Source organism: Variovorax sp. P1_G12, assembly GCF_056405555.1.
Map to the genome: position 1 here is coordinate 21,759 of NZ_JBFUBW010000033.1, position 25,380 is coordinate 47,138.

Genomic DNA, 25,380 nt, shown 5'->3' on the forward strand with positions numbered 1-25,380 from the left:
ATCCAAGCAAAAAACCTACACCACGGTGCCAGAACTTGTCAACCCGGCGGTTATGGCCTAGCCTCTGACTGACACGTCAGCAGCGAAAATGGAGGACCAATCATGGATCTTCTCGTGGAACGTACGGATGTATGGGCAGCGACCATCCAGGACCGACCCGGCGGCCTTGCCGAGGTGCTGGATACGCTGCGCGATGCGGGGGCCGACCTGCAATTCATCATTGCGAGGCGGACGCCGGACAAGTCAGCGACGGGAGTCGTCTATGTCACGCCGCTGCAGAACGACCGTGAAATCCGTGCGGCGGCACAGGTGGGCTTCAACGTGACACAAAGCCTTCACTCGGTGCGGATCATGGGTCCGGACCGCCCGGGCATCGCCTCGGAACTGACGCAAAAGCTCGCTGCAGGAGAAATCAATCTTCGCGGCTTCTCGGCCTCCGTGCTCGGCAAACAGTTCGTGGCCTATATCGCGGTCGACTCGCTGGGCGACGCCAACAAGGCGATGGAAATCCTGTCGAAGGTCTGAGATCGCGACGACGGGTCCGGCGCCCGAAATGCGATGGCGCGTGCGGGTCGCCAGCACCGTTGGCGCATGCTTGCTTCTGGGCGTGGCTAAGTCAGCGTTCGCGGGCCTTGGCGCTGTCAGTCCGGACCCCGCTCGGCACGAAGCTCACTCCATGATGGACCAAATAGTCCCGAATCAGGCGTCGCACCACTTGAGAAGGTGTCACGTCCTGTTGTGCACAAAGTGTTTCGAAGGCCTGTTTCTTGGCAGGATCAATCAGGACCGTAAGGCGGGCAGTCTTAAGCTCCATGATGACTCCAAATATGTTAATTCTATGTTAATTTGACAAACATACAAGGCAACCTGGATTGGAGCAACGTTCAGAGGGTTTGCCAAGCGCGTGTGATTCTTGAGGACCTGCGTCGTGCACCGCCTGATGGTAATCAGTAAACGACATATCCAGAATGTGTCCGCCGTTTTGAATTGCAAGCGGGCCTTGCCAAAACGGCGCCGGCAAACTCTTTTCCCGAGGTGCGGTCGAGATGAATCAAAGCATCGAGGACCGTCCCGACGCGCCCGGGGATCACGCAAAAATGCGGGTGTCTCACCAAAACTTCCACCATGGTCGTGGCAGGGCTTCTTTCCGTTGCGTGGCAGATGCGAGTGGCTGCACCTGACTTTCTTGGATCCGTTGGCGTCGGCGCTGCTCGGCTTCGAACGCCTGTGCGACACCAAAAGCAAGCTGCTCGCCACGTGCGGCACGCGCGCGCCACCCCCGGGCCAACTCGTCGAGTCGGTCGTCGTCAAGGTCGTTCGGTCTCGAATGCATCTGCGCAGTCGTCGCCGCCGGTCAGGGTCTCGTGGCGACTTCCTCCTCCCGCTCCAGACCGCTCGGGATGAAGGTCGCGCCGTGGTGAGTCAGATAGTCGCGAATCAGACGTCGTACGACCTGCGAAGGGGTGACGTCCTGGCGGGCACACAACGCCTCGAAGGCCCTTTTCTTCGCCGGATCGATCAGCACCGTCAGGCGCGCTGTCTTAAGCTCCATCGGATCTCCCACATGTCAGTTCAATGATAATAATAGTATCATTTAGTGCAATCTGGATTGAACACCACGGCGGGCATCTCCGATCCTGCTTGGTCGGGATCCTGGATCCCTTCACTTGCATTGCTTCGATGACTTCTGCGTATGGCACGCGGCACGCGATCCGCGTCGCTGATGCGCGTCGGCGGCTATGAGCAGGACGGCATCGAGGTGGGCGTGCATGCGGGGGGAGTGATCGTGCTGTGGGTCATGCCGGTGCTGGGCTTCAAGCTGGTGCAAGGCCCCACCGTCATGGCGCTGGGCTCACCTGCCCGAGCCGACCGTCAACGTCCCGCAGCCGACTGCGCTCCTGCGTGCCCGAGCACGCAAGCTCTCGTTCACGAACGACGCGGCGAGCTATGCCGCCAGCGATCCACGCGAGGTCGATGCTGCCTGTCAGCGACACCCCAAGCGGCGGCTGCGGTGCGTGCGGTACGAGGGGAGCGACGCCAACCTGTTGGACTTGGCCGGGCTCATTCGGGCCACCGAGCCGGCCGACCCATTCCCCAAAACGCTCATGCGCGATTGCTTGCTGGAGATCATCTGGCAGATTCTGAAGAACGACGTTGATTTGGATCGAGGCCAAATTGACTCAACTTCGCAGAAGGGAGACGACGTCGCGACGCTGGACCTCGGATCGGATCGAACGGTGGTGGTCACTTTGCTCACGAACATCGCCTCGACGGACGTCGTACGTCGAGGGGTGCTGGCACACGACAGGATGATTGCCCCGAACAATGACGGGACACATTGCCTTCTCGTGCTGCCCGATCTCCAAATCAATCAGCCGATGGTCCTGACTCCGCGCGTGGTGATCACCGACATGGACGTCGATCGCATTCGGGCCTCACTGGTGCAAATGGCCAAGCGATGACACCCGAGCTCCTCAATCAAGAATCAAGAAATCCGACCTTGCCCATGTCCGATAGCCCCGTGCCTGCGCACCACATCAGGCCCTTCATCTACGAGAACGCAAATTCAAAAGCCCTCCACTTCAGTATCAGCGACATTCAAAGCTGCATGCGGATCGACGATCCCAATGCGCTGGCCCTCGAATACACGCGCACGATGATGGGATTTCTCCTTTTCAGGCCGGAGCCGCGAAGCATCGGGATGGTCGGATTGGGCGGTGGATCGTTGGCCAAATTCTGCTATCACCATTTGCCCGGCGCCCGAATCCAGATTGCCGAGATCAATCCGCTGGTGATCGCATTGCGCGATGAGTTCCACATACCGCCGACGACGTACGGTTCATCGTTTTTCAAACCGATGGGGTGAACTTCGTGCGCCGTGGTCCAAGTCGTTTCGATGTGTTGGTCGTCGACGGCTATGACCTTGAGGGACTGCCCGCCCGCTTGTGTTCTCAAGGCTTCTACGACGATTGCCACGAGACGCTCGACGCCGACGGGATCATGGTGGTCAATCTGCAGTACGGCGACCCTGAAAACGATGAGCACCTGGCCCGCATCCGTCGAAGTTTCGACGGCTCGGTCCTGGTGGTCGAAGACGGCGAGCTGAGCCATAGCATCGTGTTCGCCTGCAAAGGCAATGCACTAGAGACATACCCGTTGAGAGCAAATCGCCGGCCGAAAGGCTTGGACCGTGCTGCCGCCAGCCAGTTGCTCGCGGGATTTGCGCTGGTCGCATCCGCACTGAAAGACCAACGAGGCTAAGGTTTCGTGATTTGCATGGCATTCATGTACCATGTGTTGCGGGTACTTATCGCATTGCCATGCTGAGGATCCATGGAGTTCAAAACTGCACGGCTGACGCTGCTCATTGATCCGAACAAGAAGGAAGCCTTCGAGCAACTTTGTGCGCTGCAGGATCGGACAGCATCGCAGGTCGTGCGGCAGCTGATCCGTGACTACCTCGCGCAGCACGGTGTCCACGACATGGCACGCGACGTGGCCGCGAGTGAGCGCGCCCCCTCCTCCGACAAACCGGCGCCGCGAACGAAGTCTGGCTCTCCGGAGGCGGTTCATCAGCAGCCAGGCAGCGCGCTGCGCACCCCAAGGCCGCCTGAGTCATGAGCAGCCTGCCCTCCATCACGCAATGGATCCATCTCGACTGGATCCTCGTTGTGGCGATGGCCTGGTTGTTGCTGGGAACCGCTGGGATCTTCGCCCTGCATCGATTCCGCCTGGTCTCCCAGGCGCTCTTCCCCGTCGGGGCGCTGCTCGGGTTGGCGCTCTTCGGTCTGGCCCTGGACGCGCTGCTTGGCTCCCCCGAGGTCGCCGTGTTACCCATCGGACTCCCGGCATTGCCGTTCCATCTCCGCCTGGACAGCCTGTCGGCCTATTTCCTGATGGTGCTGGGTGGCGCTTCAGCCGGAATTTCCGCGTTTGCGGCTGGGTACTTCCGCAAGGGCGAAGGCACACCTCCCGGCCTGTTGTGCTTGGAGTACCACGTTTTCCTGGTCAGCATGGTGGGGGTGATCCTCGCCGATGATGCGTATTCATTCATGGTGATGTGGGAGACGATGGCACTGTCATCGTTCTTCCTGGTGACCGCGAACCACCGCATGGCTGAGGTGCGCAGTGCCGGCTATCTCTACATCACCATGGCGAGAATCGGCGCAATCGCCGTCCTGCTGTGTTTCGGTGTGCTGCAGGCCAGTACCGGCGACTACACCTTCGCCAACATGCGCGCCCAGGCCCTGTCGCCGCTCTGGGCCTCGGCCGGCTTCCTGCTCGCCGTGTTCGGGTTCGGCGCCAAGGCCGGCATCCTGCCGCTGCATGTCTGGCTGCCCGAGGCCCACCCCGCCGCGCCGTCCCCGGTCTCGGCCATGATGAGTGGGGTCATGCTCAACACGGCCATTTACGGCCTGTTGCGCGTATCTTTCGACTTGCTGCACACCCGCATGTGGTGGTGGGGCGGGCTGCTGCTCGCGGTCGGTCTGGCGACAGCTCTGTTCGGTGTGATCTTTGCGGCGGTGCAGACCGATATGAAGCGGCTGCTGGCCTATTCGTCGATCGAGAACATGGGCCTGCTGTTCGTCGGCGTGGGCCTGGCATTGATCTTCTCGGCCTATGGCATGAAGCCGATGGCCGCACTCGCATTGACGGCGGCCCTCTATCATGTCGCGGGCCACGCTTTCTTCAAGAGCCTGCTCTTCCTCGGCACCGGCAGCGTGCTTCATGCGACTTCCGAGAGAAACCTCGGCAAGCTCGGGGGCCTGATCCGGACCATGCCCTGGGTCGCCTGGCTCATGCTCCTGGGCGCGCTGACCAGCGCCGGCTTGCCGCCGCTGGGCGGCTTCGTGTCGGAATGGTTGCTGCTGCAGAGCTTCCTCTTCACACCTGGGTTGCCGCAACCGTTGCTGACCATGCTGATTCCGGTGGTCGCCGCGCTCATCGCCCTGGTGGCCGCGCTGGCCGGCTACACGATGGTCAAGTTCTTCGGCGTCATCTTCCTTGGGCAGCCGCGCGAGGACAAGCTCGCCCACGCCCACGATGCCGGTCGCTGGGAGCGTGTGGGGATGGTGTGGCTGGCGCTTGGCTGCACCGCGCTCGGGCTGCTGCCAACACAGTTCATTCAGTTGATCGACCCTGTGACTCGGCAGCTTGTCGAGTCGGGTCTCGGCGCCAAGGTAGCAGCCAACGGCTGGCTGTTGGCGCCGAACAGCCTTGAGCAGGCCAGCTATGGCCCTGTGATCTTCCTGCTCGGCATCCTGGGAAGCTTTGCACTTGCCTACCTGCTTGTGCGTAGGCTCTACCACGGCCGCGTGCGTCGCGGACCGCCCTGGGCGTGCGGCTTCCCGTGGGGCACCGCGCGCATGCAGGACACAGCCGAAGGCTTCGGCCAGCCCATTCGTCAGATCTTCGAGCCCTTCTTCCTGATGCGGCGCGATCTACCCACGCCCTTCGACGCCAAGCCCCACTACCGCGTTTCGGTTGAGGATCACTTCTGGCGCTGGCTCTATGTGCCCATCGTCGACCTGGCGGCGTACCTCGCGCGACTGGTCGGCCTGATGCAGCAAGGTCGAATTTCGGTGTACCTGCTGTACAGCTTCCTGACACTGGTGGCCACGTTGCTGGTGGTGATGCGATGAGGTCGCCATGAACTTCACCGGCTTCGTGTCGCAGTTGCTGGAGATCGTCATCGCGATCGGGCTGGCGCCGCTGCTGACAGGCTGGGTCAACATGTGGCGCGCCTGGCTCCAGAACAAGTCCGCGCCCAGCCTCTGGCAGCCCTACCGGATGCTGCACAAGCTGTTCAACAAGGAGTCGATGGTCGCCCACCACGCGTCGCGGCTGTTCCGCGTCGCGCCCTATGTGATGTTCGGCTGCATGGTGCTGGCCTGCGCCATCATCCCCATGCTGTCGACCGACCTGCCGTTGGCACCGGCGGCGGATGCGATCGCCCTGGTCGGTCTGTTCGCGCTGGCGCGGGTGTTCATCTCGCTCGCCGCCATGGACGTCGGCACCGCGTTCGGCACCATGGGTGCGCGGCGCGAGATGCTGGTCGGCTTCCTTGCCGAGCCGGCGCTGCTGATGGTGCTGTTCTCGGCCTCGCTGATCTCCAAGTCCACCTCCCTCACCACGATCGTCGAGACGCTCGCGCACCGCGAGCTGGCCATCTATCCCGGCCTGGCCTTTGCCGGGGTGGCATTCACGATGGTGTCGCTGGCCGAGAACGCGCGCGTCCCGGTCGACAACCCGACCACGCACCTCGAACTGACCATGATCCACGAGGCGCTCATCCTCGAGTACTCGGGCCGCCACCTGGCGCTGATCGAATGGGCAGCCAGCCTGAAGCTGTTCGCCTATTCGTGCATCGGCCTGGCCCTGTTCTTCCCCTGGGGCGTGGCCGAAGCCCAAGCCCCGCTGGAGATGCTGCTGGCGTTGCCCGTGTTGATGATCAAGCTCGCCGTGGGAGGCTTTCTGCTGGCCATGCTGGAGACTGCCAGCGCCAAGATGCGCATCTTCCGCGTGCCCGAGTTTCTGGCGACTGCCTTCCTGCTGGCAGTGATCGGCATGCTGGTGCAACTGCTGCTCAGCCAGTGACATGAGCAGCGCCATCCTGACCCAATTCGTCAACCTGCTCGGCGCGCTGTTGCTGATGCTCGCCTTCGCGATGATCTCGCAGCGGCGCATCTTCACGCTGATTCACCTGTTCACGATGCAGGGTGCAGCGCTGGCGCTCGCGACCGCTGTGGTCGGCTATGCGACCAGCCAGCACCACCTGTACGTGTCGGCCGGACTGACACTGGTCCTGAAGGTGCTGCTGATCCCGTACCTGCTGCACCGGGTCATCGACCGTCTCGGCATCCGCTGGGACGTCGAGACGCTGATCAACATCCCGACGACGATGCTGGTCGGCATCGCCGTCGTGATATTCGCGTTCAACCTGGCGATTCCCATCTCCCAGCTGTCTTCGACGCTGGCCAGCGGCACGCTGGGGATCGCGTTGGCCTGTGTGCTGCTGTCGTTCTTGATGATGATCACGCGAGCCAAGGCCGTTCCGCAGGTCATCGGCTTCCTCGCCATGGAAAACGGCCTGTTCTTTGCCGCCACATCGGCCACCTATGGCATGCCGATGGTGGTCGAGTTCGGCATCGCGCTGGACGTACTGATCGGTGTGCTGATCCTGGGCGTGTTCATGTTCCAGATTCGCGAACAGTTCGACAGCCTGGATATTCGCCATCTCGAAAAGCTGAAGGATGACTAGGATGAAACACCCCCGAAGCGCCTGCGGCGCCTCCCCCTCGAGGGGGCGATACCGGCGGCCCGGCAAAGCCGGTTCCGCGGTATCCCTGGCATTTGGCTGCGCTGGTTTCATGCGTCGCGGGTCACGCGATCACGTGGTGGAGCACTGAGATGTTTGCGTTGGCCGTCCTCCTCGCTACGCCGCTGGCCGGCGGTCTGGTGCTGGCGTTGGTCGGCCATCGCGACAACGCGCGCGACGTCAATGTCGCCTTCAGCCTGGGCACCTTCGTCGCCGCCTGCGTGCTCACGGCGCAGATCGTCGAGAGCGGACCCATGCTGGTGTGGGACCGCGAGTTCTACATCGACCCGCTGAACGTCTTTCTCGTCACGCTGACCGCGTTCGTTGGCCTGACCACCTCCATCTTCTCGCGCCCCTACATGCGCGTGGAGCGCGATCACGGCAAGATGACGCCGCGGCGGCTGCGCCTGTATCACAGCATGTACCAACTGTTCAGCTTCACGATGCTGCTGGCACTGACGACCAACAACATGGGCATCATCTGGGTCGCGATGGAGGCGGCCACATTGACCACCGTGCTGCTGGTCAGCGTCTATCGCACCGCAGCCAGTCTCGAAGCTGCATGGAAGTATTTCATCCTGTGCGGCGTGGGCATCGCCCAGGCACTGTTCGGAACGGTGTTGCTGTACATGGCGGCCGAAAAGGTGATCGGACCTGAAGGCGGCGCCTTGCTCTGGACCAACCTCGACGCGGTGAAGGGCCGGCTCGACCCGAACATCATCACGCTGGCGTTCGCGTTCCTGTTCATCGGCTACGGCACCAAGGTCGGCCTGGTGCCCGTCCACAACTGGCTGCCGGATGCGCACGCCGAGGGTCCGACGCCGGTATCGGCCGTGTTGTCGGGCCTGCTGCTGAACGTCGCGCTCTATGCCATCCTGCGCTGCAAGGTGCTGACCGACGGCGCGCTGCACAGTGCTCTGGCCGGCCGATTGATGATGGGCTTCGGCCTGCTGTCGGTGGTGGCGGCAGTGTTCTTCCTGATCCGGCAGAAGGACGTGAAGCGCATGTTCGCCTACTCGTCGATCGAGCACATGGGAATGATGACCTTTGCTTTCGGAATGGGCGGCCCGATCGCCAACTATGCCGGGCTGCTGCACATGACTGTGCATTCGCTGATCAAGTCCGCGATCTTCTTTGCCGTCGGCCATGCCACGCAGAAGGCGGGCACCCAGATCATGGAGAACATCCGCGGGCTCATCAAAGTCAGTCCGACGGTCGCCTGGGGTCTGATGCTTGGATCACTCGCCATTCTGGGAATGCCCCCGTTCGGCGTCTTCGCCAGCGAGTTCCTGATCGTCACGACCGCGATGCGCGAACAGCCCTGGGCGACCCCCTTCCTTCTGATCGCCTTGGGCTTGGCGTTTGCATCCGTCTTCAGCCGCGTCCAGCCGATGGTGTTCGGCGAGACCAACGTCAAGCCCCTGGCGCATCCGCCGGCCCTGGTTCCGGTTTTCATGCATCTGGCGCTGGGTCTGATGCTCGGCCTCTACATCCCACCCTATCTCCATGCGTGGTACGTCCAGGCGGCGGCGATGCTGGGGAACTGATCCAATGACGCTGCCGGAACTCGGACTTGATCTTCGGCGCCTGTCGGCGCCGATGCCCACTTGGCATGGGCAAGCGAATCGGGACACTTGGAGCACCGCAGCACGCAGCATCGCGAACACAAGCGGGCGCTTGATTTCGGTCTGGGGCGTCGATCGCAGCGCATCCGGCCGCGGCATGGCGGCGTGTGCGGCCTATGCGGTGCCCGAGGGGCTGGTCTGGCTCGAACTGAAGCTGGACGGCGCAGCGCGAGGGTTTCCTGACCTGGCAGTCACATTCCCGTGCGCGAGTCGAATGCAGCGCGCGATGGCCGATCTTTCGGGCCTCCGAGCCGAGGCCAGCGGCGACGACCGCCCCTGGCTCGACCATGGTGTGTGGTCGCCCGGACCACCACCCTTGCAACCGACCGCGCAGCCCGAGAGGGCCGCAGGGGGCGCGCTTCCTGCCGACTACCCCTTCGTGCGGGTCGAAGGTGACGGGGTGCACGAGATCGCCGTCGGGCCCGTGCATGCCGGCATCATCGAGCCCGGCCACTTTCGCTTCTCTGTCGTGGGTGAGAAGGTGCTCAGGCTCGAACAGCACCTCGGGTACACGCACAAGGGCATCGAGCGCCGCTTCACGGAACTGGCGCCGCTGGAGGGCCACCGCCTCGCGGGACGCGTCTCAGGCGACACGACGGTAGCCTACGCCTGGGCCTACAGCACGGCGCTCGAGTCGGCCTGGGGCGGCGAGATCCCGCTGCGCGCCACCTGGCTGCGTGCGCTCATGCTGGAGCGCGAGCGCGTGGCCAATCATCTCGGCGACCTCGGCGCTCTGGCCAACGACGCGGCGCTCGCCTTCGGCCTGGCGCAGTTCTCGCGCCTGCGCGAAGACTGGTTGCGCTTGTCCAAGGAGATCTTCGGCCACCGCCTGATGATGGACGCCGTTTTGCCCGGAGGTGTGGCGACGGATCTGACGCCGATGATGAGGGATCGCCTTTGCACGCAGTGCGATGCGATCGAGCGCGAGGTACGCGCGCTGCGGCGTGTTTACGACGAACATGCGGGTCTGCAGGACCGCTTTACCGGAACTGGACGGGTAACGCCCCAGTTGGCCGCACAACTGAACCTCACCGGCCTGGCGGGGCGCGCCAGCGGTCAGACGGCCGATCTGCGTTGCGACTTCCCAGGGCCGCCCTATGACCGGCTGGAGGTTGCAGTAGCGACGCACCGCGACGGCGATGTCGCGGCGCGCGTGGCGGTGCGGTTCGACGAGGCATTCGAGTCATTGCGGCTCATCCGCGCCATCTGCTCGGGCTTGCCTGACGGCGCCGTTCACGCCGAACTGCGACCGCAGGCTTCGGCATCGCTCGGCGCGGGCTGGGTCGAAGGCTGGCGGGGCGAGGTGTTCGTCGCGCTGGAGATCGGGGGCGACGGCCGCATCGAGCGATGTCACTGCCATGATCCGTCCTGGCAGAACTGGCCGGTGCTCGAGCACGCCATCATCGGCAACATCGTTCCGGACTTTCCGCTGATCAACAAGTCCTTCAACCTGAGTTACGCGGGGCACGACCTCTGATGTGGCACATCCTCAAGCAGATCGTCCGCACTGGTATCGTCACGGAGCCGGCACCGCGGATTGACGAGACCGAACTCGCCGCGTTCGATCGCATTCAGCGCGACCTCCTCGCCATCCTTGGCCAGGCGCTGACGATCCGCGAAGTCGATGCCGGCTCATGCAACGGCTGTGAACTGGAGATCCACGCCCTCAACAATCCCTACTACAACATCGAGGGACTCGGCATCAGGTTCGTCGCCAGTCCGCGCCATGCCGACATGCTCCTGGTGACCGGTCCGGTGTCGCGCAACATGGAAGAGGCACTGCGGCGCACCTACGATGCCACGCCGGAACCGAAGCTGGTGGTGGCCGTGGGCGATTGCGGCTGCAACGGCGGCATCTTCGGTGAGAGCTATGCCAGCTGCGGCAAGGTGGCGAACGTGATTCCTGTCGACGTGGCGATACCCGGCTGTCCCCCAACGCCGATCGACATCCTCCGTGGAATCCTCAGTGCCGTTCAACGTCAGGCACAGACCGGCAAGCGCCAACCATGATTGGCGACGGATCCCCTATTCCCCCATGTCCTCGCGTACCTCGAGCCAATCCTTCGCTGCTTCCAGGCCCCACTCGGCAGCCTCAGTCTCCGTCGCAAATGTTGGTTCGCTCCATTGCAGCGGATGATCGTCCGAGAATGGGTCAGCGTGGTACGTCGCGCACGCGCGCGGAGCGAATCGGCCGTCCGGCAATTGCTGTCCATAGCCCTTGAGTTCCCATCTGCCTCTGATAAACATCACTGCCTCCTAATTTGATCCGTAATCTGTCTGGCTTTCCAGAGGAAAGGTACGAAACATCCCCCGTTGCGGCCTCTCGCGTCCTTAAGACGTGGTCTGGCTATGCCATTTGCCGAACTGCTTGATCATGGAAAAACTGGGTGCCAGTTGCGCCCATGCCTCAGGCGCGAGCGTCGATGCACAAAGCTGAAGATTTGCATGTAGCTGCGCAGCCGGCAATTCCTTGAACGCGAAGGCGATGGTGTTGCCATGTTCTGGTTCGCTCACGGTGACGACATTCCCAGCAAAGTTTTTTTTGATCCGCTCGAGGTATATGGGAAAGTACTCATGATGTGAGTGGAGGTTGGCCACTAAAAGCCCGTTGGGCTCTAGCATGTCAAAGCAATTGCCATAGAAAGAGCGCGAGCAAAGTCGCGCAGGAATCCTGTTGGCGTCGAAGCCGTCGACCACGATCACGTCGTAGCGAACCCGGGCCATCCGAACATAGTCGGCAGCGTCCTCCTTGCGAACATGAAACCGGTGATTGTCTTTGGGCACCTCAAACTCATCGCGGAGCGCGATGACATAGGGGTTGATCTCGATGACCTGAATGCGTGAGTCGGGCAGGTGCTTGTAGCAGAACTTTGCAAGGGATCCGCCACCCAGACCAACCATGGCGATGTGGCGAGGATTTGGCGAAAACAGCAGGAAGCCCATCATGAGTCGCGTGTACGCCAGCATCAAGTCATTGGGCCGGTCGATCCGCATCTGGCTTTGAACGTCGAAGATCGAGAAATGCATGGTCTTTGAGTTCAGCGATTTGTCGACAAAGGGTCGCTGGTGTTGGTGACACTCGAGGTGGTCTGGCATCAGGGAATCAAAGGGATGAGCAAGTTTGAGCGTGGACGGGCGCGAGCGCGGAACCGGCTGGTTGTCGCTTCGTCAGGCGACTGCGCCCGGAAACCGGTCAACGAAGAACTGCGGGTTCAACACGTCCGTCCGTGCTGGCGGGCGCGAACCCGCTCATGTTCGACGCATAACGTTGCACCGCAAGAAAACCACCGGCGTTGATCGCGCCGGCAGTGAACGCAAGCAYGCCCCCCTGGCTGGCGATCTGTCCGTTGGGCTCGGACCAAGCAGCTGAGTTCTTGAAAAATGTTCACTCGCATGGGCGATGGCGTCGTCGCGAACTCATCAGGGTCCGCAGCGTAGGCACAAATATAAATCTCATTGTGTATAATTGCAATTATCATGCAACACACATGTGATGTGTGTGTTTCGCCGCAGCGTCTTCGCCCGAGGCCCAACAGAAAAGGGTGCTCGAATACCTTGAGTCGAGTTGCCTCCGTGGTGCGACCCAAGCGTCGCTTCTCGGTGATCGCCTTCTCGCGTGCCTCGATTTTTCGGGCATTGGTTTGCTGCACTCGACTGATTGATTCAGTCCGGTGAGCTTCGGGGAACAACACTTTTCCCCGCCCTGTTCGGGTCAAAATGAATAAGCCCTTTCCCGAAGGATGATTCGGGACGCGACAGCACCGGCCGCTATCGGACCTGGAAGGCAGCACTCGCGCCACGATGGCGTTCACCCGTCGAAGGGTCCGCCGGCCGTCCGGCGCGCTGGCCGGACGTGCTGCGCGTGGGGCGCCTCAGCCCACCAGCGCAAGGACCCGCAGCGGACTGCCGGAGCCGCCCTCGATCTTCAGCGGCGCGGCGAAGATCACGGCCCCCGTCGGCGGCAACTGGTCCAGGTTCGTCAGGCATTGCAGTCCATACCTGTTCGACCCGTGCATCAGTGTGTGGCACGGATAGGCCACCGGCCACGCGTGGGACTGGCCCGCATCGGTGTTGATCGTCTCGACACCGAATCCTCGAACATCGCGCGCCTCGATCAGCCATTGCACCGCCTCCTGCGTGGGGCCCGGCGTGTGTGCACCGTCCTCCTGCATGTTGACGAACGCTGCCGGATCGTCGATGCGCTTGGACCAGTCCGTGCGGAACAGCACCCAGGCGCCCGCCGGAATGCGTCCATGCCGGGCTTCCCAGTCTTCGAGGAAAGCCACGGTCAACAGCCAATCGGCGTCGAGCGCGACCTGCGCGCTCGCATCCACCACGACCGCCGGGCCGATGAAGCGCGACGGGTCGATCGTGTCGACGGTGTTGTTCGGCTGGTCCTTGCCGGTCACCCAGTGCACCGGCGCGTCGAAGTGAGTGCCGGTGTGTTCGCCGCAGGAGAAGTTGTTCCAGTACCAGCCCGGGCCGGCGTTGTCGTAGTGCGAGATCTTCTCCATCTTGAACGACCACACCTGGCCGAACTGGGGCGGCAGCTGCAAGGCGGGAAAGGATGGCGACAAGGTCTGGGTCAAGTCGACGACGCGCACCGAGTCGGCGGCCAGGGCACGTTGGAGCGGCGTCAAGGAGTTCGTGTTCATGGGGAGTGTCTGCGGGTGGGTGGGTGCGAGCGATGCAGGGCGCGGACGAGAGGTCAGCAGCGGCAATCGGCCAGTTGGTGATAGCCGCCTCGCCAGTAAACCAGCGGGGCTGCCTCGACCTCCCCGCGGTGAATGGCCATCACGCGACCGACCAGGATCCAGTGCGAGTGCTTTTCGATCATGTCCTCGATATGGCAGTCGAGCGAGATCGCGCTGTCGCGCATGACGGGTGCGCCATCCGCCGTCAGCCGGATCCAGCGCTCGTCTGCATAGCGCTGGCTGCCCGTCACGCCATTCATTCCGGCGAATCGGTCCGCCACCTGCTGCTGGGCTTGCGTGAGCATGCTCACGCCGAAGCGATCGGTTCTGGCGAGCAGGGACGCCGATGAACTCATCCGGTTGACGCAGGCGATCACGGTCGGCGGATCGGCCGACAGAGAGGTCACGGAGGTGGCGGTAAAGCCGGAGCGCTCGCGCCCGACTTGTACCGTGACGATGCTGACGCCCCCCGCGAGCTCTCGCATCGCCGACTTGAAGGCCGACGGCGCCGCCGGCATCGCCAGCGCATGCGCCGCGCCCGGCATGGATGCGGCTTGCAGGGTGTTCATGCTGCCAACCGCACGGCGTCGGGAGCCATCGCCACGGGTGCGCGCAGCCCGCGCGATTCGAGGATGGGCAGGACCTGATCGCGGAAGTAGGGAAATTCCTCGACGTAGTCGACGAAGGAAAGGGTCGTTCCCTTGAATCCTGCCGCGGCGAGCGCGCAGATGCCGTCCGCCACCTGCTCGGGCGTGCCGGTCAACGGATAGCCGCCATGGCCAGCCGCCATCCGGTCGCGAATCAGCGCCAGCAAGTCATGGGGAAAGGACTTGGCATTGGCGAACTGCAGGGCGATCAGGTTGTCGACCGCCGCCCAGTCGGCCCGGTCGTTGCCGAAGTGCTTGAGGTAGTCCTTCGCTTCGCGTTCGGTGGGCCGGCACACGACATGCGAGAAGGTCAGTATGTCGACCTTGCGCCCCTGGTCGACGGCCTTGGCCTTCAGCTCGGCGACCTCCTGCCGGGAGCGTTCGAGATCGATGGCGGGCGTGAACAGGAAGTCCGCGTTGTTCAAGGCGAAGTCGCGCCCTTCGCTCGAGCCCGCAGCGTTCAGGATGGGCGGCCGTCCGTTGCGCGGAGCAGGAAGGCCATAGGCCTTGCTGAGCTTGAAGTACTTGCCCTGCCAGTCGAACGGATGCGGGTGCGTCCAGAGCTTCTGGACGATGTCGAACCACTCCTGGGCGAAACCATAGCGGGTCTGGTGATCGTCAGCCAGCGTCAGGCCGAGCGCTTCGTATTCGGGCCGATTCCATCCGGCAACGATGTTGAGACCGGCGCGTCCCGCCCCCACCTGATCGAGCGTGGCGATCTGCTTGGCCACGACCATCGGATGGTTCGCCGCGGTGTGGACCGTCGCGAACACGGTCAGGCGCCGGGTATGGGCCAGCAGCGCGGCCGCCCAGGTGACAGTCTCCAGCACGTTGCCATGAAAGTCGGTCTCTCCGCCGTACCCGATCCAACGAGCGATGGGCAGCATGAAGTCGATGCCGGCGTCGTCGAGCAGCACCGCCAGGCGCAGGTTGTTGTCCCAGGAGTTGTCCCATCGTTCCTCGACCTTGGTGACGGACATGCCGCCCGAGCAATTGGAGGCGAACGTGCCCAGCAGAAAGTCGGATGTACTCAACAAGCGATTCATGGATGTTCCTTCGGTTGACGGGGTCTGGAGGCCGAGAGCGAGAGATTTCAAATAGAGTTTTAAATAGACTTTCTATTCGATCGAAGTATAGGAAGGCACCTTCGATTCGAAATGGGGGTTTTCCCGGCTCGCGGTTTCAGGGCCAAGACGGGCCCGTGATCGGCTTTCGTGTCCTGGCCGAAGGCACGCGCCCCGAGGGTGCGGTGTGTCCGCCGGCGAAGGGGCGGATCAGGCTCGCGGAACGTTCAGCCGCGCCGGTGGAACGTGGCGGCTTCTCGCGTGACCGATTCGTACAGCCTTTCGAGGAGCTCCAGATGGGCTCCGGCGCTGTGCGAATGCTGCCTGAAGGCGGGGTAGTGCTTGGCACCTTCGAGCAGCAACTTCTTGCGCAAGTTGGCGTAGTCGTCGCAGACCTTCGCGCCTTCCGCCGTCGCTTCGTAGTAGACGCCGGCCCGGCCCGAGCCCTGCTTGTCGACGAAGCCCAGCTTGATCAGCTTGCGCAACCCGTACTGCACATTGGGCACGTCCTGGCGGTTCGTGAGATGCAGCAGATCCTTGATGGTCTTCGCCTGATCGTGCATGCGGATGACATGAAGCAGCGCGTTTTCCTGGCCGGTCAGGGCCGCGCCCGTGACGGCCGCCAGGCACTCGGCCTGCCATCGCACGAACGACTCGTAGGTGCGCATCACGGCGTACTCGAGATCGGTCAGCGCGACACCGAGGTCATCCTCGGCCAGATGCCAGTGATGCGGGGCGGTTGCGCGCTTTGATTTGTCGGACTTCATCGATCGGTTCGTGGGCGCAGATGATGGTCGAAGGCGACCGCGCCTTCAGTCCATCCTCTCTGGAGTTCGAGCCTTCGACGCGTCCTGGCGTTAGCTCAGATGCTTGCCGATGAGCCCTGCGATCTCGAACATCGTCACCTGGTCCTTGCCGAAGACAGGCTTGAGCTTGGCATCGGCGTTCACGTTGCGCTTGTTCTTCGCATCCTGAAGATTGTTCGCCTTGATGTAGACCCAGAGCTGCTTCACCACCTCGGTACGCGCCAACGGCGCGGAGCCGATCACGGCGGCCAGTTCGGCGCTCGGGGTCAGGGCCTTCATGAAGGCCGGATTGGCCGCACGCTTTGCCGGCGTTTTGTTCGCGGACGCTCCAGGCGCGGTGGGTGCGGATTTTGCTGTTGCCATTGCTTCTTTGTGTTGAACTGGAAGTTGCCTATGCTAACGGGTTGCGGCTGCGACCCCAAGCACTTCCCTCAAAGTGGCCCGCATGAACACAACCGATGCTCACCGGTGCCTGAACTCCGGCCGGCGCTTGGACAGAAAGGCGTGCATGCCTTCGTGCGCGTCCTCGCTGGCAAAGCGCGCATGGAGTTGCCGCCGCTCGAAGCCGATGCCCTCCGACAGCGGGGCCTCCCAGGCGCGGTTCACCGACTCCTTGATCGCCATCAATGCCGGCAGCGAGAAGGCCGCGATGCGGGCCGCCAGCTCGAGGGTCTCGGCCAGCAGTCGCTCGTCCGCCACCACCCGCGAGACCAGGCCGTAGCGGTCGGCTTCCGCCGCATCCAGCATGCGGCCCGACAGGCACATGTCCATCGCCTTGGCCTTGCCGATGGCGCGCGGCAGGCGCTGGGTGCCGCCGGCGCCGGGTAGCATGGCGAGCTTGACCTCGGGCAAGGCGAAGCGGGCGGATTCGGCGGCAATGATCATGTCGCATGCCATCGCCAGTTCGCAGCCGCCGCCCATGGCGAAGCCGGCCACCGCCGCGATCACCGGCTTGCGCACGCGGCGGATGGTCTCCCAGTTGCGCGTGATGAAGTCGCTCTGGAACACATCCATGTAGCTCCAGTCCGCCATCGCCGCGATGTCGGCTCCGGCCGCGAAGGCCTTGTCATTGCCGGTGATGACGATGACGCCGATGTCCGCATCGGCATCGCAGGCCAGCAGCGCCGCGCCCAGAGCGTCCATCAGCGCATCGTCGAGCGCGTTCATCCGCTGCGGCCTGTTCAGCGTGAGGAGGCTCACCCGGCCGCGCGTCTCCACCAGGATGGGTTTGTCTTGCATGGCAGGCTCGCTCAGTCGACGACGATCTTCTGTTCCTTGATCAGCGCGGACAACAGCGTGCCCTCGTCGACCAGCAGCTTGCGGAACTCCGCCGTGTCCATTGCGATCGGTTCGGCACCGAGGTCGGCATAGCGCGCCTTGACGGCCGGCTGCGCCAATGCCTTGCCCAGTTCGCGGCTCATGCGGGCCAGGATGTCGGGAGAAGTCCCGTTGGGCGCCCACATGCCGAACCAGATGTCGAGGTTGGCCCCCGGAAAGCCCTGCTCGCTCACGGTCGGGACCTCGGGAAAGAACGGGGAGCGCCGGGTGCTCACGACGCCCAGCAGCTTGACCTTGCCGGTGCGAATGTGCGGGAAGGCGATGCCCGGGTCGCAGACGAAGTCCGCCTGGCCCGACAGCACATCCTGCAGCGCAGGGGCCGCGCCGCGATACGGGATGTGGGTGATGTAGGTGCCGGTGGCCTGCTTGAACAGTTCGCAGGCGAGGTGCGGCGCCGTGCCGGCGCCGGCCGACGCGTAGGACAGCGTGCCCGGCTTGGCCTTGGCCAATGCCACCAGGTCCCGTGTGTCCTTGGCGGCCATCTGTGGCTTCGCGACCAGGTACATCTGGGTGCGCCCCACGCTGGCCACCGGCGTCAGGTCGCGCGAAGGCAAAATGCTCGACTTGAACAGCGAAGGGTTGGCCGTTTCCACCGAGGTGGGCGCAATCAGGAAGGTGTAGCCATCCGGCGCGGCGCGCACCACTTCCGAGGCCGCGATGTTGCCGCTTGCGCCGGGCTTGTTGTCGATGATGACCGTTTGGCCCAGCGATTCGGAGAGGGCTTGCGACAGGATGCGCGCCATGACATCGGTGGTGCCGCCAGGCGCGAAGCCGACGATCACGCGGATGGGCTTCGTGGGCCAGTGGCCGGCCGTCTGCGCCTGCGCCTGCGCGGAACAGCCGATGCCGAACAGGGCGAAAGCGGCAAGCGCCAGGCCCCGGCGTGCGGCCGTTGCGGTATGAACGAACATGGATTTGTCTCCTTGGATGTGTGGGAAGCGTGAGGCGTGGCCGCTCAGGCTGCGTTCTCGCGCAGCAGCTCGCGCAGCTTGAATTTCTGGATCTTTCCGGACGGCGTGGAAGGCATCGCGTCGCGCACGACCAGACGTTCCGGGATGTACTGGAGCGCCACCTTCTGCCCCTTCAGGAACTGCACGATCGAGGGCAGGTCGATGCTGTGGCCCGGCCTGGGCACCACCACCGCGCAGGCCCGCTCGCCCAGGCGCTCGTCGGGGTAGGCGACGATGGCGGCCATGGCGATGTCAGGGTGCCGGTACAGCAGCGACTCGATCTCGACCACCGGGATGTTCTCGCCGCCGCGGATGATCACGTCCTTGCTGCGGCCGGTGATGCGGATGTAGCCCTGCGCATCGATGCGTGCCAGGTCGCCGGTATCGAACCAGTCGTCGGCGTCGGTGCCGTTGAGATGCGAGCGCCGCAGATAGCCGCCGAAGTTGGAGCAGGCGCGCACCAGCAGCCGTCCGGGCTGGTCGGGTGGCAGCGCCCTGTCGTGCTCGTCGACCACCTTGAGCTCGACGCCGGGCAGCGCAAGCCCATCGGTCGAGGCGGCGCGTGCATCGTCGTCGTCCAGCCGGATCAGCGTGACCGCGCCGTTTTCGGTCATGCCCCAGGCGGACACGATCTTGGTGCCCAGCACCTGGCGCGCCTGCTCCACCAGCGGGCCCGGAATCGGCGCGCCGGCACACAGGAAGGTCCGCAGGCTCGGCACCTCCCGGCCCGTTTCGGCGACGGTCCTGGCGAGGTCCGCGAGGAACGGCGTGGAGGCCATCGTGAAGCTGGCGCTCTCGGCCCGGATCAGCTCGATCGCCTGCTTCGGCTCCCAGATGTCCTGCAGCACCGCGCTGGCCTTGAGCATGATCGGCATCATCAGCCCGTACATGAAGCCGGTCTGGTGCGCCATCGGCGAGGCCATCAGCACCACGTCGCCGGCGCCCAGGCGCAGGCGCTGCGCATAGGGAATGATGTTCGCCATCGCGGTGTTGGCCGAGTGCATCACGCCCTTGGGTTCGCCGGTGGTGCCCGAGGTGTAGATCAACTGCATCACGTCATCCGGGCCGGGCCGGCTGCGCGTGAGGATGTCGTGCGCGTCGGGCTCGTTCTCCCAGGCCGGACCGCTGAGCAGCGCCTCGAAGCTGTGCGGGCCCTCGCCGTCGACCACCACGATCTGCTTCAGGTCGGGCAAGGCCGGTTGCAGGTCGACCAGCATGCGCTCGAAGTCGAAGCCGCGAAAGGTCTTCGGCACGATCACGACCTTGGCTTCGCCGTGCTTGAGCATGAACGACAACTCCCGCTCGCGGAAGATGTGCATGAGCGGATTCATCACCGCGCCGATGCGCGAGCAGGCGAGGTAGGTCAGCGTGAACTGCCACCAGTTCGGCAGCTGGCAAGCAACCACGTCATCGCGGCCCACGCCCAGGCGGGAAAGCCCGACTGCGATGCGATCGGCCATGCGGGCCATTTCGCGGTAGGTGAAGCGCTTGGTGGCGCCCTCTTCCACCCGGAGCGCCGTCAAGGCGAGCTTGTCGGGGCAGTCCGCCAGGCAGGCGTCGAGGTCGTCGTTGATGGTGCGGTCATGCCAGAGGCCCTGCGCCACCATCCGGGCGCGGCGCGGGGGCAGCAATACGGCGTCGAATTCCATGGTCTTGTCTCCTCTTTGTCGTCGGTGTTGTGGTCGAGGGAATCAGGCGGGCACCGCATCGCGGCCGGCGCGGGTGCGCGCCACGATGGTCTTCATGATCTGGGCCGTGCCGTCGCCGATCTGGAAGCCCAGCACGTCGCGCAGGCGCTGCTCCATCGCGCCGCGGTCATAGCCGCCGTGGCCGAACATCAGCAGGCACTGGTGGATCGCGTCGTAGGCCAGCTTGGGCGCCCACCACTTGCACATGGCCGCCTCGGCCGTGTGCGGCGCGCCCTTGTCTTTCAGCCACAGCGTCTGCAGGCACAGCAGGCGGGCGGCGGTGATCTGGGTGTCGAAATCCGCCAGCGGGTGCGACACGCCCTGGAAGGCCGACAGCGGCTTGCCGAAGGCCTCGCGCTGGGCGACGTACTCCCAGGTCTCCTCCAGGGCCGCGCGGGCCACGGCCAGGACTTGCAGGCCGATGAGCGCGCGCGAGTAGTCGAAGCCCTGCATCACCTGCACGAAGCCCTTGTTCTCGGCGCCGAGCCGGTGGCTCACCGGCACGCGCACGTTCTCGAAGAACAACGAGCCGCGGCCGATCGCGCGCTGGCCGTGGCAGTCGAAGCGGTTGCGCGTGATGCCGGGCAGATCCATCGGCACCAGCAGTGCGGTGACGCCATGGGCGGCCGATTCCACCGAACCCGTGCGGCCGAACACCACCGCCGCGTCGGCCTGGTCGGCGGCCGAGATCGAGGTCTTCTCGCCGTTCATCACGTACGCGTCGCCCACGCGTTCCACGCGCAGCCGCAGGTTCGCTGCGTCGGAGCCGCCGCGCGGCTCGGTCAGGGCGATGGCGAGCAGCGCCTCGCCGCGTGTGAGCTTGCGCAGCCACGGGTTGACGATGTCGGGCTGGCCGTGCTGCGAGAGGATCTGGCCGTTGAGCGAGGCCAGCAGATTGACGTAGGACATGCTCAGGTCGGCGCGCGCGATCTCCTCGTGGATCACGCCGGCGGCCAGGCAACCCATGCCCTGGCCGCCATGTGCCTCGGACAGTTCCGGCGCGATGAATCCCATCTCGCCCATTTCGCGCATCAGGCGACGATCCAGCGCGCGGTTCTTGTCGCGCTCCAGGAATCCGGGCGCGATGCGTTCGGTCGCGAAGCGGCGCGCGTGGTCGCCGAGCGTGGTCAGGTCTTCGTCAAGGTACGGGTTCATGACATGTCTCCATGGGTGCGCTGCGCCGCGAAGCGATACGCGATGCGCCGTGCGTTGCGGGGGGGGCGAGGCGGTGGGCGGGTCTCTACCTGGCGTACTTGCGGAAGTCGGGCTTGCGCTTTTCCTTCAGGGCGTTGACGCCTTCACGCGATTCCTCGGTGTCGTAATAGAGCTTGAGCGCGTACATGCCCATGCCGGCGATACCGCTCTGGTGCGCCGTGTCCATGTTGAAGCTGCGCTTGGCGATGGCGATCGCCGTGGGGCTGCGCTCGCAGATCTCCTCGGCCCACTTCTGCACCTCGGCGTCGAGCTGGTCGTGCGGCACCACCGCGTTGGCCAGGCCCATGGCCACGGCCTCGGCGCCGCTGTAGCGGCGATTGAGATACCAGATCTCGCGCGCCTTCTTCTCGCCGACCACGCGGGCCAGGAATGCGGTGCCGTAGCCCGGATCGACCGAGCCCATCTTGGGGCCGACCTGGCCGAAGATGGCCTTCTCGGACGCGATCGTCAGGTCGCAGATCGTGCACAGCACGTTGCCGCCGCCGATCGCATAGCCCTGCACGCGGGCGATCACCGGCTTGGGCACATTGCGGATCGCGTCGTGCAGTTCCTCCATCGGCAGGCCGATGGTGCCGCGCCCGTCATAGTTGCCGTCGTGGGCGGATTGGTCGCCGCCGGTGCAAAAGGCCCGGTCGCCGGCGCCGGCCAGCACGATGGCGCCCACGCCGCGGTCGTAGCCGGCGCGGTTCAGCGCCTTGATGAGTTCGTCGCAGGTCTGGCCGCGAAACGAGTTCATCTTCTCGGGCCGGTTGATGATGATCCAGGCCACGGCGTTGCGCACTTCGTAGAGGATGTCTTCGAATTCCATGATGTTCTCTCTGTGGGTTGAAGGGGGGTTAAGGCCGGGGCTCAGCCGTTCATGGTCAGGCCGCCGGACACGCTCAGCACCTGGCCGGTGACGAAGGCCGCGTCATCGCTCGCGAAGAAGAGGATGGCGCCCGGCAGGTCGTCCGGCTGGCCGATGCGGCCCAGCGGAATCGAGCGCGTGAGGGCTTCCATCAGCTTCTCGGGATTGCCCGCGCCTTCCTTGTATTCGGCGAACAGGGCCGTGTCGGTCGGCCCCGGGCACACGACGTTGACGGTGATGCCGTGGCGCGAATGCTCGCGGGCGATGGTTTTCGAGAAGGCCACCAGCCCGCCCTTGCAGGCGGCGTACACCGCTTCGCCGGAGGAGCCGACGCGCGCCGCGTCGGACGCGATGTTGACGATGCGGCCGGCCTTGCGCGCCGCCATGCCGGGCAGCACCGCGTGGTGCATGTGCAAGGCGCCGGTGAGGTTGATGGCGATCAGCTTGTCCCACTGCGCCGGCTCGGTCTTGGTGAAGGGCTTGAATACGTCCCAGCCGGCGTTGTTGACCAGCACGTCGATCGGACCGAAACGCTGCGCCACCGCGGCCACCGCGGCATCGACGCCGGCGCGCTCGGTGATGTCGCAGAGGAAGGCCTCGGCCTGTCCGCCATCGGCGCGAATCCGGGCCGCGACCTGCTCCGCCGCGTCGAGGTTCAGGTCGAACACCGCCACCTTGGCGCCCTCGCGCCCGAAGCGGCGGCAGGTCGCGCCGCCAATCCCGCCACCGCCGCCGGTGACCACCACTGTCTTGCCTTCGAATCTTTGCATGAGGTTCTCCGATCAGGTTTCAAGCTTGCTATCGTCTGACGGCTGCATCCTTGGTTCGGATCGCTTTTACGTCAACGTGTTTACCTATTGTAGGATGCCGGTCTGGCGCTTGCATAGCAATTTTTCAACGAGAAATATCATGGTTACCCCTAATGAAAACAGCGAAACAGCCCGTATGGAGCTTGCTAATCGCGTTTTCTTCAGACTCTATCAATGTGCCAATATGTTGCACAAAACGGGCACCCGAGCGGTCGAAGCCGAAGGGCTGACCACGCAGCAGTGGGCGGTGCTGGGCGCGCTGTCCAGGGCGGCGGTGAGCGACGGGATGAGCGTGGGAGATCTGGCGCGCTATCTCAAGGTGAGCCGGCAGAACCTTTCCGGGCTGCTGAGCCGGATGGAGCGCGACGGCCACATCGGCACCGCGCCTGACGGACGCGACCGGCGCTCGCGCCTGGTCACCATGACCGAATCAGGACGGCATGTGTGGCTGGTGGAAGCCCAGCCGAAGATCCACGGCTATTACGAGAAAGTCCTCGACGGCTTTTCCGTCAACGACGTCACGCACACCCTGCACTACCTGCTCAAGATCCTCGAGAACATGCAGCGGGTGGACGATGAACAGGGTGGCGTGCCGGAGCCATGAACCCAAGGCACCCGCAGGGCCTCAGGACGCCGGCAGCCCTTCCTTCTTGAGCCGGTAGGCCAGTTGCGGCCGCGTGATGCCCAGCAGCCGGGCGGCCTGCGACAGATTGCCCTTGGCGCGCTGCATGGCCATCTGCATCAGGCGCTGTTCCAGCGAGGCGATGTCGATGCTCTCTTCGAGCACCCGGTCGCACAGCGCGTCCAGGGTCCCGGCCTCCGCCTCGGTGATCTGCCCGCCGGCGCCGATCTGACCACCGCTGGTCGCGCCGGAGGGCGAGCTCCACAGGCAGGCTGCGTCGATGTCGCCATGGTCGGGCGCGAGCAGCACCGCCCGCTCGATCACGTTCTCGAGCTCGCGGATGTTGCCCGGCCACGGGTGCTTCAGCACTTCGCGCATCGCCTTGTCGGTCAGGCCGCGCAGCTTCTTGCCGTACAGCGCGCTGAATTTCTCGACGAAGCGCGCGACCAGCGCCGGGATGTCGGCCGTGCGTTCGCGCAGCGGCGGAATGGTGATCGGGAAGGTGTTGAGCCGGTAGAACAGGTCGCTCCTGAACCTGCCGGCCTGCATGGCCTGCGGCAGGTCGACGTTGGTGGCGGCCACGATGCGGACGTCGACCCGGGTCGGCTGATCGGCGCCGAGGCGCTCGATCTCGCCGGTCTGCAGGACGCGCAGAAGCTTCACCTGGGTGGCCGGCGGGAGGTCGCCCGCCTCGTCGAGGAACAAGGTGCCGCCGTGGGCACGCTCGAAGCGGCCGGCACGCGCATGGTGGGCACCGGTGTAGGCGCCCTTCTCGACCCCGAACAGCTCGGCCTCGATCAGCTCGGCCGGAATGGCCGCGCAGTTGACCGCGATGAAAGGCTGCTTGGCGCGCGGACCGTTGTCGTGCAGCCAGCGGGCGAACAGTTCCTTGCCGACGCCGGTCTCACCGAGGAGCAGCACGGTGATGGCGCTGGTGGCGGCCGTGCGCAACAGGTCGAACGCCGCACGAAAGCCCGGCGAGACGCCGACCAGCTTCTGGTCGTATTCCCGGCGCGGCTGCAGGGCGCGGATGTGTTCGAGCCCGAGGTTGAATTCGATCAGCCGCTCGGCCACATGGTGCTGCCGGAAGTAGTCGAGATAGCGCTCGTCCTGCCACTCCTCCGCCGGGTGCCCGACGATCCGGCAGCGGCTGTCGCCCATGCTCGTGCATTCGACCTCCTTGAAGACGACCAGCCGCCCGAGGAAGGCGCTGGTGTAGCCGGACGCATAGCCGATCTGCGACCAGCATTGCGGGTCGTCGCCGTAGCCGAAGTCGGCCACGTGGGCCTCGCATTCCCAGGAGTTCTCCCAGACGAACTCGCCGAAGAAATGCTTGGTGGCGAGGTCCATCTCGAGCTGGATCATCTCGACGCTCACGATGCCCTCGATCGAATGCAGCCGCGGGCCGAGCATGAAGGCGTCCTCGGTGCGAAGGCCGGCGCGCCGTTCCTTGACCGCCAGTTCGCCGTCGCGCTGGCCCGACGCAAAGCCCATGCGCACCAGCAGGCCGCGCGCGCGCTCGACGCCCAGCGAATCCAGCAGCTCCTTGCGAAGCTCGGCGAAAGCCCGCGCGTGCAACAGCAGCATGCGCTGCTCGTCCAGCCAGATATGGCCGGAGCCGGCGTTGAAGCGCAGGAGAGAAAGCAGTTCTCCCACGTTGTCTCCTTGGATGAATGCCGCGTGGCGATGCCACGCCGGCGCGGTCCACGATGCTAGCAGCACGGCACCGGCCGGCAGGCAGGCGCGGCGCCCGAGGC

27 protein-coding genes are annotated in these 25,380 nt (G+C 64.5%); 12 read left to right on the forward strand and 15 right to left on the reverse strand.

The genetic code is table 11. The features are described from left to right. Positions 1–102: 102 nt before the first annotated feature. On the forward strand, positions 103–525 hold the full coding sequence (locus AC1D2O_RS29615) for an ACT domain-containing protein (RefSeq protein ID WP_478093595.1): 423 nt from the start codon (positions 103–105) through the stop codon (positions 523–525). A gap of 91 nt (positions 526–616) precedes the next feature. Here the strand turns inward: AC1D2O_RS29615 and AC1D2O_RS29620 are convergent, their stop codons facing one another. Together AC1D2O_RS29620 and AC1D2O_RS29625 are read right to left on the reverse strand one after the other, a co-directional pair. Further along, positions 617–814: a CopG family transcriptional regulator gene (locus AC1D2O_RS29620; protein WP_478158356.1), complete on the reverse strand. Its 198-nt coding sequence runs from the start codon at positions 812–814 to the stop codon at positions 617–619. A gap of 540 nt (positions 815–1,354) precedes the next feature. Then, positions 1,355–1,552, reverse strand: coding sequence for a CopG family transcriptional regulator (locus tag AC1D2O_RS29625; protein WP_478158357.1), 198 nt, complete (start codon positions 1,550–1,552; stop codon positions 1,355–1,357). A gap of 565 nt (positions 1,553–2,117) precedes the next feature. Here AC1D2O_RS29625 and AC1D2O_RS29630 point away from each other — a divergent pair. The 10 genes from AC1D2O_RS29630 to AC1D2O_RS29675 all read left to right on the forward strand — a co-directional run bounded on the left by AC1D2O_RS29630 (position 2,118) and on the right by AC1D2O_RS29675 (position 10,953). Continuing rightward, positions 2,118–2,462 (forward strand): hypothetical protein, encoded by a 345-nt coding sequence (locus AC1D2O_RS29630; protein ID WP_477650015.1) that lies wholly within the window; start codon positions 2,118–2,120, stop codon positions 2,460–2,462. Continuing rightward, positions 2,459–2,866 (forward strand): class I SAM-dependent methyltransferase, encoded by a 408-nt coding sequence (locus tag AC1D2O_RS29635; RefSeq protein WP_477650014.1) that lies wholly within the window; start codon positions 2,459–2,461, stop codon positions 2,864–2,866. The genes AC1D2O_RS29630 and AC1D2O_RS29635 overlap by 4 nt, the downstream gene beginning before the upstream one ends. Continuing rightward, positions 2,863–3,261, forward strand: coding sequence for a hypothetical protein (locus AC1D2O_RS29640; RefSeq protein WP_478158358.1), 399 nt, complete (start codon positions 2,863–2,865; stop codon positions 3,259–3,261). The genes AC1D2O_RS29635 and AC1D2O_RS29640 overlap by 4 nt, the downstream gene beginning before the upstream one ends. A 72-nt stretch (positions 3,262–3,333) precedes the next feature. Continuing rightward, entirely contained in the window at positions 3,334–3,621 is a 288-nt protein-coding gene (locus AC1D2O_RS29645) for a ribbon-helix-helix protein, CopG family (RefSeq protein WP_477650012.1), read from the forward strand. Next, positions 3,618–5,642 carry a hydrogenase 4 subunit B gene (gene hyfB, locus AC1D2O_RS29650; protein WP_477650011.1) on the forward strand — a complete coding sequence of 675 codons (2,025 nt, stop codon included), beginning with the start codon at positions 3,618–3,620 and terminating at the stop codon, positions 5,640–5,642. The genes AC1D2O_RS29645 and hyfB overlap by 4 nt, the downstream gene beginning before the upstream one ends. A gap of 7 nt (positions 5,643–5,649) precedes the next feature. Continuing rightward, positions 5,650–6,597, forward strand: a complete 948-nt coding sequence (locus tag AC1D2O_RS29655) for a respiratory chain complex I subunit 1 family protein (RefSeq protein WP_477650010.1) — start codon at positions 5,650–5,652, stop codon at positions 6,595–6,597. A gap of 1 nt (position 6,598) precedes the next feature. Beyond that, a complete protein-coding gene (locus tag AC1D2O_RS29660) occupies positions 6,599–7,261 on the forward strand; it encodes a formate hydrogenlyase (RefSeq protein WP_477650009.1) in 663 nt (220 codons plus the stop codon). A gap of 149 nt (positions 7,262–7,410) precedes the next feature. Further along, on the forward strand, positions 7,411–8,865 hold the full coding sequence (locus AC1D2O_RS29665; protein ID WP_477650008.1) for a hydrogenase 4 subunit F: 1,455 nt from the start codon (positions 7,411–7,413) through the stop codon (positions 8,863–8,865). 4 nt (positions 8,866–8,869) lie between these two features. Continuing rightward, positions 8,870–10,420, forward strand: coding sequence for a hydrogenase large subunit (locus AC1D2O_RS29670; protein ID WP_477650007.1), 1,551 nt, complete (start codon positions 8,870–8,872; stop codon positions 10,418–10,420). Then, positions 10,420–10,953 carry an NADH-quinone oxidoreductase subunit B family protein gene (locus AC1D2O_RS29675; RefSeq protein ID WP_477650006.1) on the forward strand — a complete coding sequence of 178 codons (534 nt, stop codon included), beginning with the start codon at positions 10,420–10,422 and terminating at the stop codon, positions 10,951–10,953. Before AC1D2O_RS29670 ends, AC1D2O_RS29675 begins: the two co-directional genes overlap by 1 nt. Before the next feature lie 321 nt (positions 10,954–11,274). Here the strand turns inward: AC1D2O_RS29675 and AC1D2O_RS29680 are convergent, their stop codons facing one another. From AC1D2O_RS29680 to badH, 12 genes are all read right to left on the reverse strand, one after another. Then, positions 11,275–11,970: a fused MFS/spermidine synthase gene (locus AC1D2O_RS29680; RefSeq protein WP_478158359.1), complete on the reverse strand. Its 696-nt coding sequence runs from the start codon at positions 11,968–11,970 to the stop codon at positions 11,275–11,277. An 845-nt stretch (positions 11,971–12,815) separates the two neighbouring features. Then, positions 12,816–13,598: a cyclase family protein gene (locus AC1D2O_RS29685; RefSeq protein ID WP_478087789.1), complete on the reverse strand. Its 783-nt coding sequence runs from the start codon at positions 13,596–13,598 to the stop codon at positions 12,816–12,818. A gap of 53 nt (positions 13,599–13,651) precedes the next feature. After that, positions 13,652–14,206, reverse strand: coding sequence for a flavin reductase family protein (locus AC1D2O_RS29690; protein WP_478158360.1), 555 nt, complete (start codon positions 14,204–14,206; stop codon positions 13,652–13,654). Next, on the reverse strand, positions 14,203–15,330 hold the full coding sequence (locus AC1D2O_RS29695; protein ID WP_478158361.1) for an LLM class flavin-dependent oxidoreductase: 1,128 nt from the start codon (positions 15,328–15,330) through the stop codon (positions 14,203–14,205). Before AC1D2O_RS29695 ends, AC1D2O_RS29690 begins: the two co-directional genes overlap by 4 nt. 245 nt (positions 15,331–15,575) lie before the next feature. Next, a complete protein-coding gene (locus AC1D2O_RS29700; protein WP_478158362.1) occupies positions 15,576–16,115 on the reverse strand; it encodes a winged helix DNA-binding protein in 540 nt (179 codons plus the stop codon). 90 nt (positions 16,116–16,205) lie between these two features. Next, positions 16,206–16,517, reverse strand: coding sequence for an SWIB/MDM2 domain-containing protein (locus AC1D2O_RS29705; RefSeq protein WP_478087795.1), 312 nt, complete (start codon positions 16,515–16,517; stop codon positions 16,206–16,208). A gap of 99 nt (positions 16,518–16,616) precedes the next feature. Continuing rightward, positions 16,617–17,393, reverse strand: a complete 777-nt coding sequence (locus tag AC1D2O_RS29710) for an enoyl-CoA hydratase (protein WP_478158363.1) — start codon at positions 17,391–17,393, stop codon at positions 16,617–16,619. A gap of 11 nt (positions 17,394–17,404) precedes the next feature. Continuing rightward, on the reverse strand, positions 17,405–18,403 hold the full coding sequence (locus tag AC1D2O_RS29715; protein ID WP_478087798.1) for a Bug family tripartite tricarboxylate transporter substrate binding protein: 999 nt from the start codon (positions 18,401–18,403) through the stop codon (positions 17,405–17,407). A 44-nt stretch (positions 18,404–18,447) separates the two neighbouring features. Further along, on the reverse strand, positions 18,448–20,091 hold the full coding sequence (gene aliA / locus AC1D2O_RS29720; RefSeq protein ID WP_478087800.1) for a cyclohexanecarboxylate-CoA ligase: 1,644 nt from the start codon (positions 20,089–20,091) through the stop codon (positions 18,448–18,450). 42 nt (positions 20,092–20,133) lie between these two features. Next, positions 20,134–21,285 (reverse strand): cyclohexanecarboxyl-CoA dehydrogenase, encoded by a 1,152-nt coding sequence (gene aliB, locus AC1D2O_RS29725; protein ID WP_478087802.1) that lies wholly within the window; start codon positions 21,283–21,285, stop codon positions 20,134–20,136. 85 nt (positions 21,286–21,370) lie between these two features. Next, the gene (gene badI, locus AC1D2O_RS29730; protein ID WP_478087804.1) at positions 21,371–22,153 is read right to left on the reverse strand and encodes a 2-ketocyclohexanecarboxyl-CoA hydrolase; all 783 of its coding nucleotides are present in this window, start codon (positions 22,151–22,153) and stop codon (positions 21,371–21,373) included. Between the two features lie 41 nt (positions 22,154–22,194). Then, positions 22,195–22,962 (reverse strand): 2-hydroxycyclohexanecarboxyl-CoA dehydrogenase, encoded by a 768-nt coding sequence (gene badH / locus AC1D2O_RS29735; protein ID WP_478087806.1) that lies wholly within the window; start codon positions 22,960–22,962, stop codon positions 22,195–22,197. 139 nt (positions 22,963–23,101) lie between these two features. Here badH and AC1D2O_RS29740 point away from each other — a divergent pair, with 139 nt between their 5' ends. Further along, the gene (locus AC1D2O_RS29740; protein WP_478158376.1) at positions 23,102–23,605 is read left to right on the forward strand and encodes a MarR family winged helix-turn-helix transcriptional regulator; all 504 of its coding nucleotides are present in this window, start codon (positions 23,102–23,104) and stop codon (positions 23,603–23,605) included. Between the two features lie 21 nt (positions 23,606–23,626). On the opposite strand, the gene AC1D2O_RS29745 is transcribed toward AC1D2O_RS29740, so the two are convergent. After that, positions 23,627–25,279 carry a sigma 54-interacting transcriptional regulator gene (locus AC1D2O_RS29745; RefSeq protein WP_478158364.1) on the reverse strand — a complete coding sequence of 551 codons (1,653 nt, stop codon included), beginning with the start codon at positions 25,277–25,279 and terminating at the stop codon, positions 23,627–23,629. Between the last annotated feature and the right edge of the window lie 101 nt (positions 25,280–25,380).

Bases quoted from the DNA above. Each gene is read 5' to 3' on its own strand.
- AC1D2O_RS29615 (WP_478093595.1), top strand. From the start codon at position 103: ATGGATCTTCTCGTGGAACGTACGGATGTATGGGCAGCGACCATCCAG.
- AC1D2O_RS29620 (WP_478158356.1), bottom strand. From the start codon at position 814: ATGGAGCTTAAGACTGCCCGCCTTACGGTCCTGATTGATCCTGCCAAG.
- AC1D2O_RS29625 (WP_478158357.1), bottom strand. From the start codon at position 1,552: ATGGAGCTTAAGACAGCGCGCCTGACGGTGCTGATCGATCCGGCGAAG.
- AC1D2O_RS29635 (WP_477650014.1), top strand. From the start codon at position 2,459: ATGACACCCGAGCTCCTCAATCAAGAATCAAGAAATCCGACCTTGCCC.
- AC1D2O_RS29645 (WP_477650012.1), top strand. From the start codon at position 3,334: ATGGAGTTCAAAACTGCACGGCTGACGCTGCTCATTGATCCGAACAAG.
- hyfB (WP_477650011.1), top strand. From the start codon at position 3,618: ATGAGCAGCCTGCCCTCCATCACGCAATGGATCCATCTCGACTGGATC.
- AC1D2O_RS29655 (WP_477650010.1), top strand. From the start codon at position 5,650: ATGAACTTCACCGGCTTCGTGTCGCAGTTGCTGGAGATCGTCATCGCG.
- AC1D2O_RS29660 (WP_477650009.1), top strand. From the start codon at position 6,599: ATGAGCAGCGCCATCCTGACCCAATTCGTCAACCTGCTCGGCGCGCTG.
- AC1D2O_RS29665 (WP_477650008.1), top strand. From the start codon at position 7,411: ATGTTTGCGTTGGCCGTCCTCCTCGCTACGCCGCTGGCCGGCGGTCTG.
- AC1D2O_RS29670 (WP_477650007.1), top strand. From the start codon at position 8,870: ATGACGCTGCCGGAACTCGGACTTGATCTTCGGCGCCTGTCGGCGCCG.
- AC1D2O_RS29675 (WP_477650006.1), top strand. From the start codon at position 10,420: ATGTGGCACATCCTCAAGCAGATCGTCCGCACTGGTATCGTCACGGAG.
- AC1D2O_RS29680 (WP_478158359.1), bottom strand. From the start codon at position 11,970: ATGCATTTCTCGATCTTCGACGTTCAAAGCCAGATGCGGATCGACCGG.
- AC1D2O_RS29685 (WP_478087789.1), bottom strand. From the start codon at position 13,598: ATGAACACGAACTCCTTGACGCCGCTCCAACGTGCCCTGGCCGCCGAC.
- AC1D2O_RS29690 (WP_478158360.1), bottom strand. From the start codon at position 14,206: ATGAACACCCTGCAAGCCGCATCCATGCCGGGCGCGGCGCATGCGCTG.
- AC1D2O_RS29695 (WP_478158361.1), bottom strand. From the start codon at position 15,330: ATGAATCGCTTGTTGAGTACATCCGACTTTCTGCTGGGCACGTTCGCC.
- AC1D2O_RS29700 (WP_478158362.1), bottom strand. From the start codon at position 16,115: ATGAAGTCCGACAAATCAAAGCGCGCAACCGCCCCGCATCACTGGCAT.
- AC1D2O_RS29705 (WP_478087795.1), bottom strand. From the start codon at position 16,517: ATGGCAACAGCAAAATCCGCACCCACCGCGCCTGGAGCGTCCGCGAAC.
- AC1D2O_RS29710 (WP_478158363.1), bottom strand. From the start codon at position 17,393: ATGCAAGACAAACCCATCCTGGTGGAGACGCGCGGCCGGGTGAGCCTC.
- AC1D2O_RS29715 (WP_478087798.1), bottom strand. From the start codon at position 18,403: ATGTTCGTTCATACCGCAACGGCCGCACGCCGGGGCCTGGCGCTTGCC.
- aliA (WP_478087800.1), bottom strand. From the start codon at position 20,091: ATGGAATTCGACGCCGTATTGCTGCCCCCGCGCCGCGCCCGGATGGTG.
- aliB (WP_478087802.1), bottom strand. From the start codon at position 21,285: ATGAACCCGTACCTTGACGAAGACCTGACCACGCTCGGCGACCACGCG.
- badI (WP_478087804.1), bottom strand. From the start codon at position 22,153: ATGGAATTCGAAGACATCCTCTACGAAGTGCGCAACGCCGTGGCCTGG.
- badH (WP_478087806.1), bottom strand. From the start codon at position 22,962: ATGCAAAGATTCGAAGGCAAGACAGTGGTGGTCACCGGCGGCGGTGGC.
- AC1D2O_RS29740 (WP_478158376.1), top strand. From the start codon at position 23,102: ATGGTTACCCCTAATGAAAACAGCGAAACAGCCCGTATGGAGCTTGCT.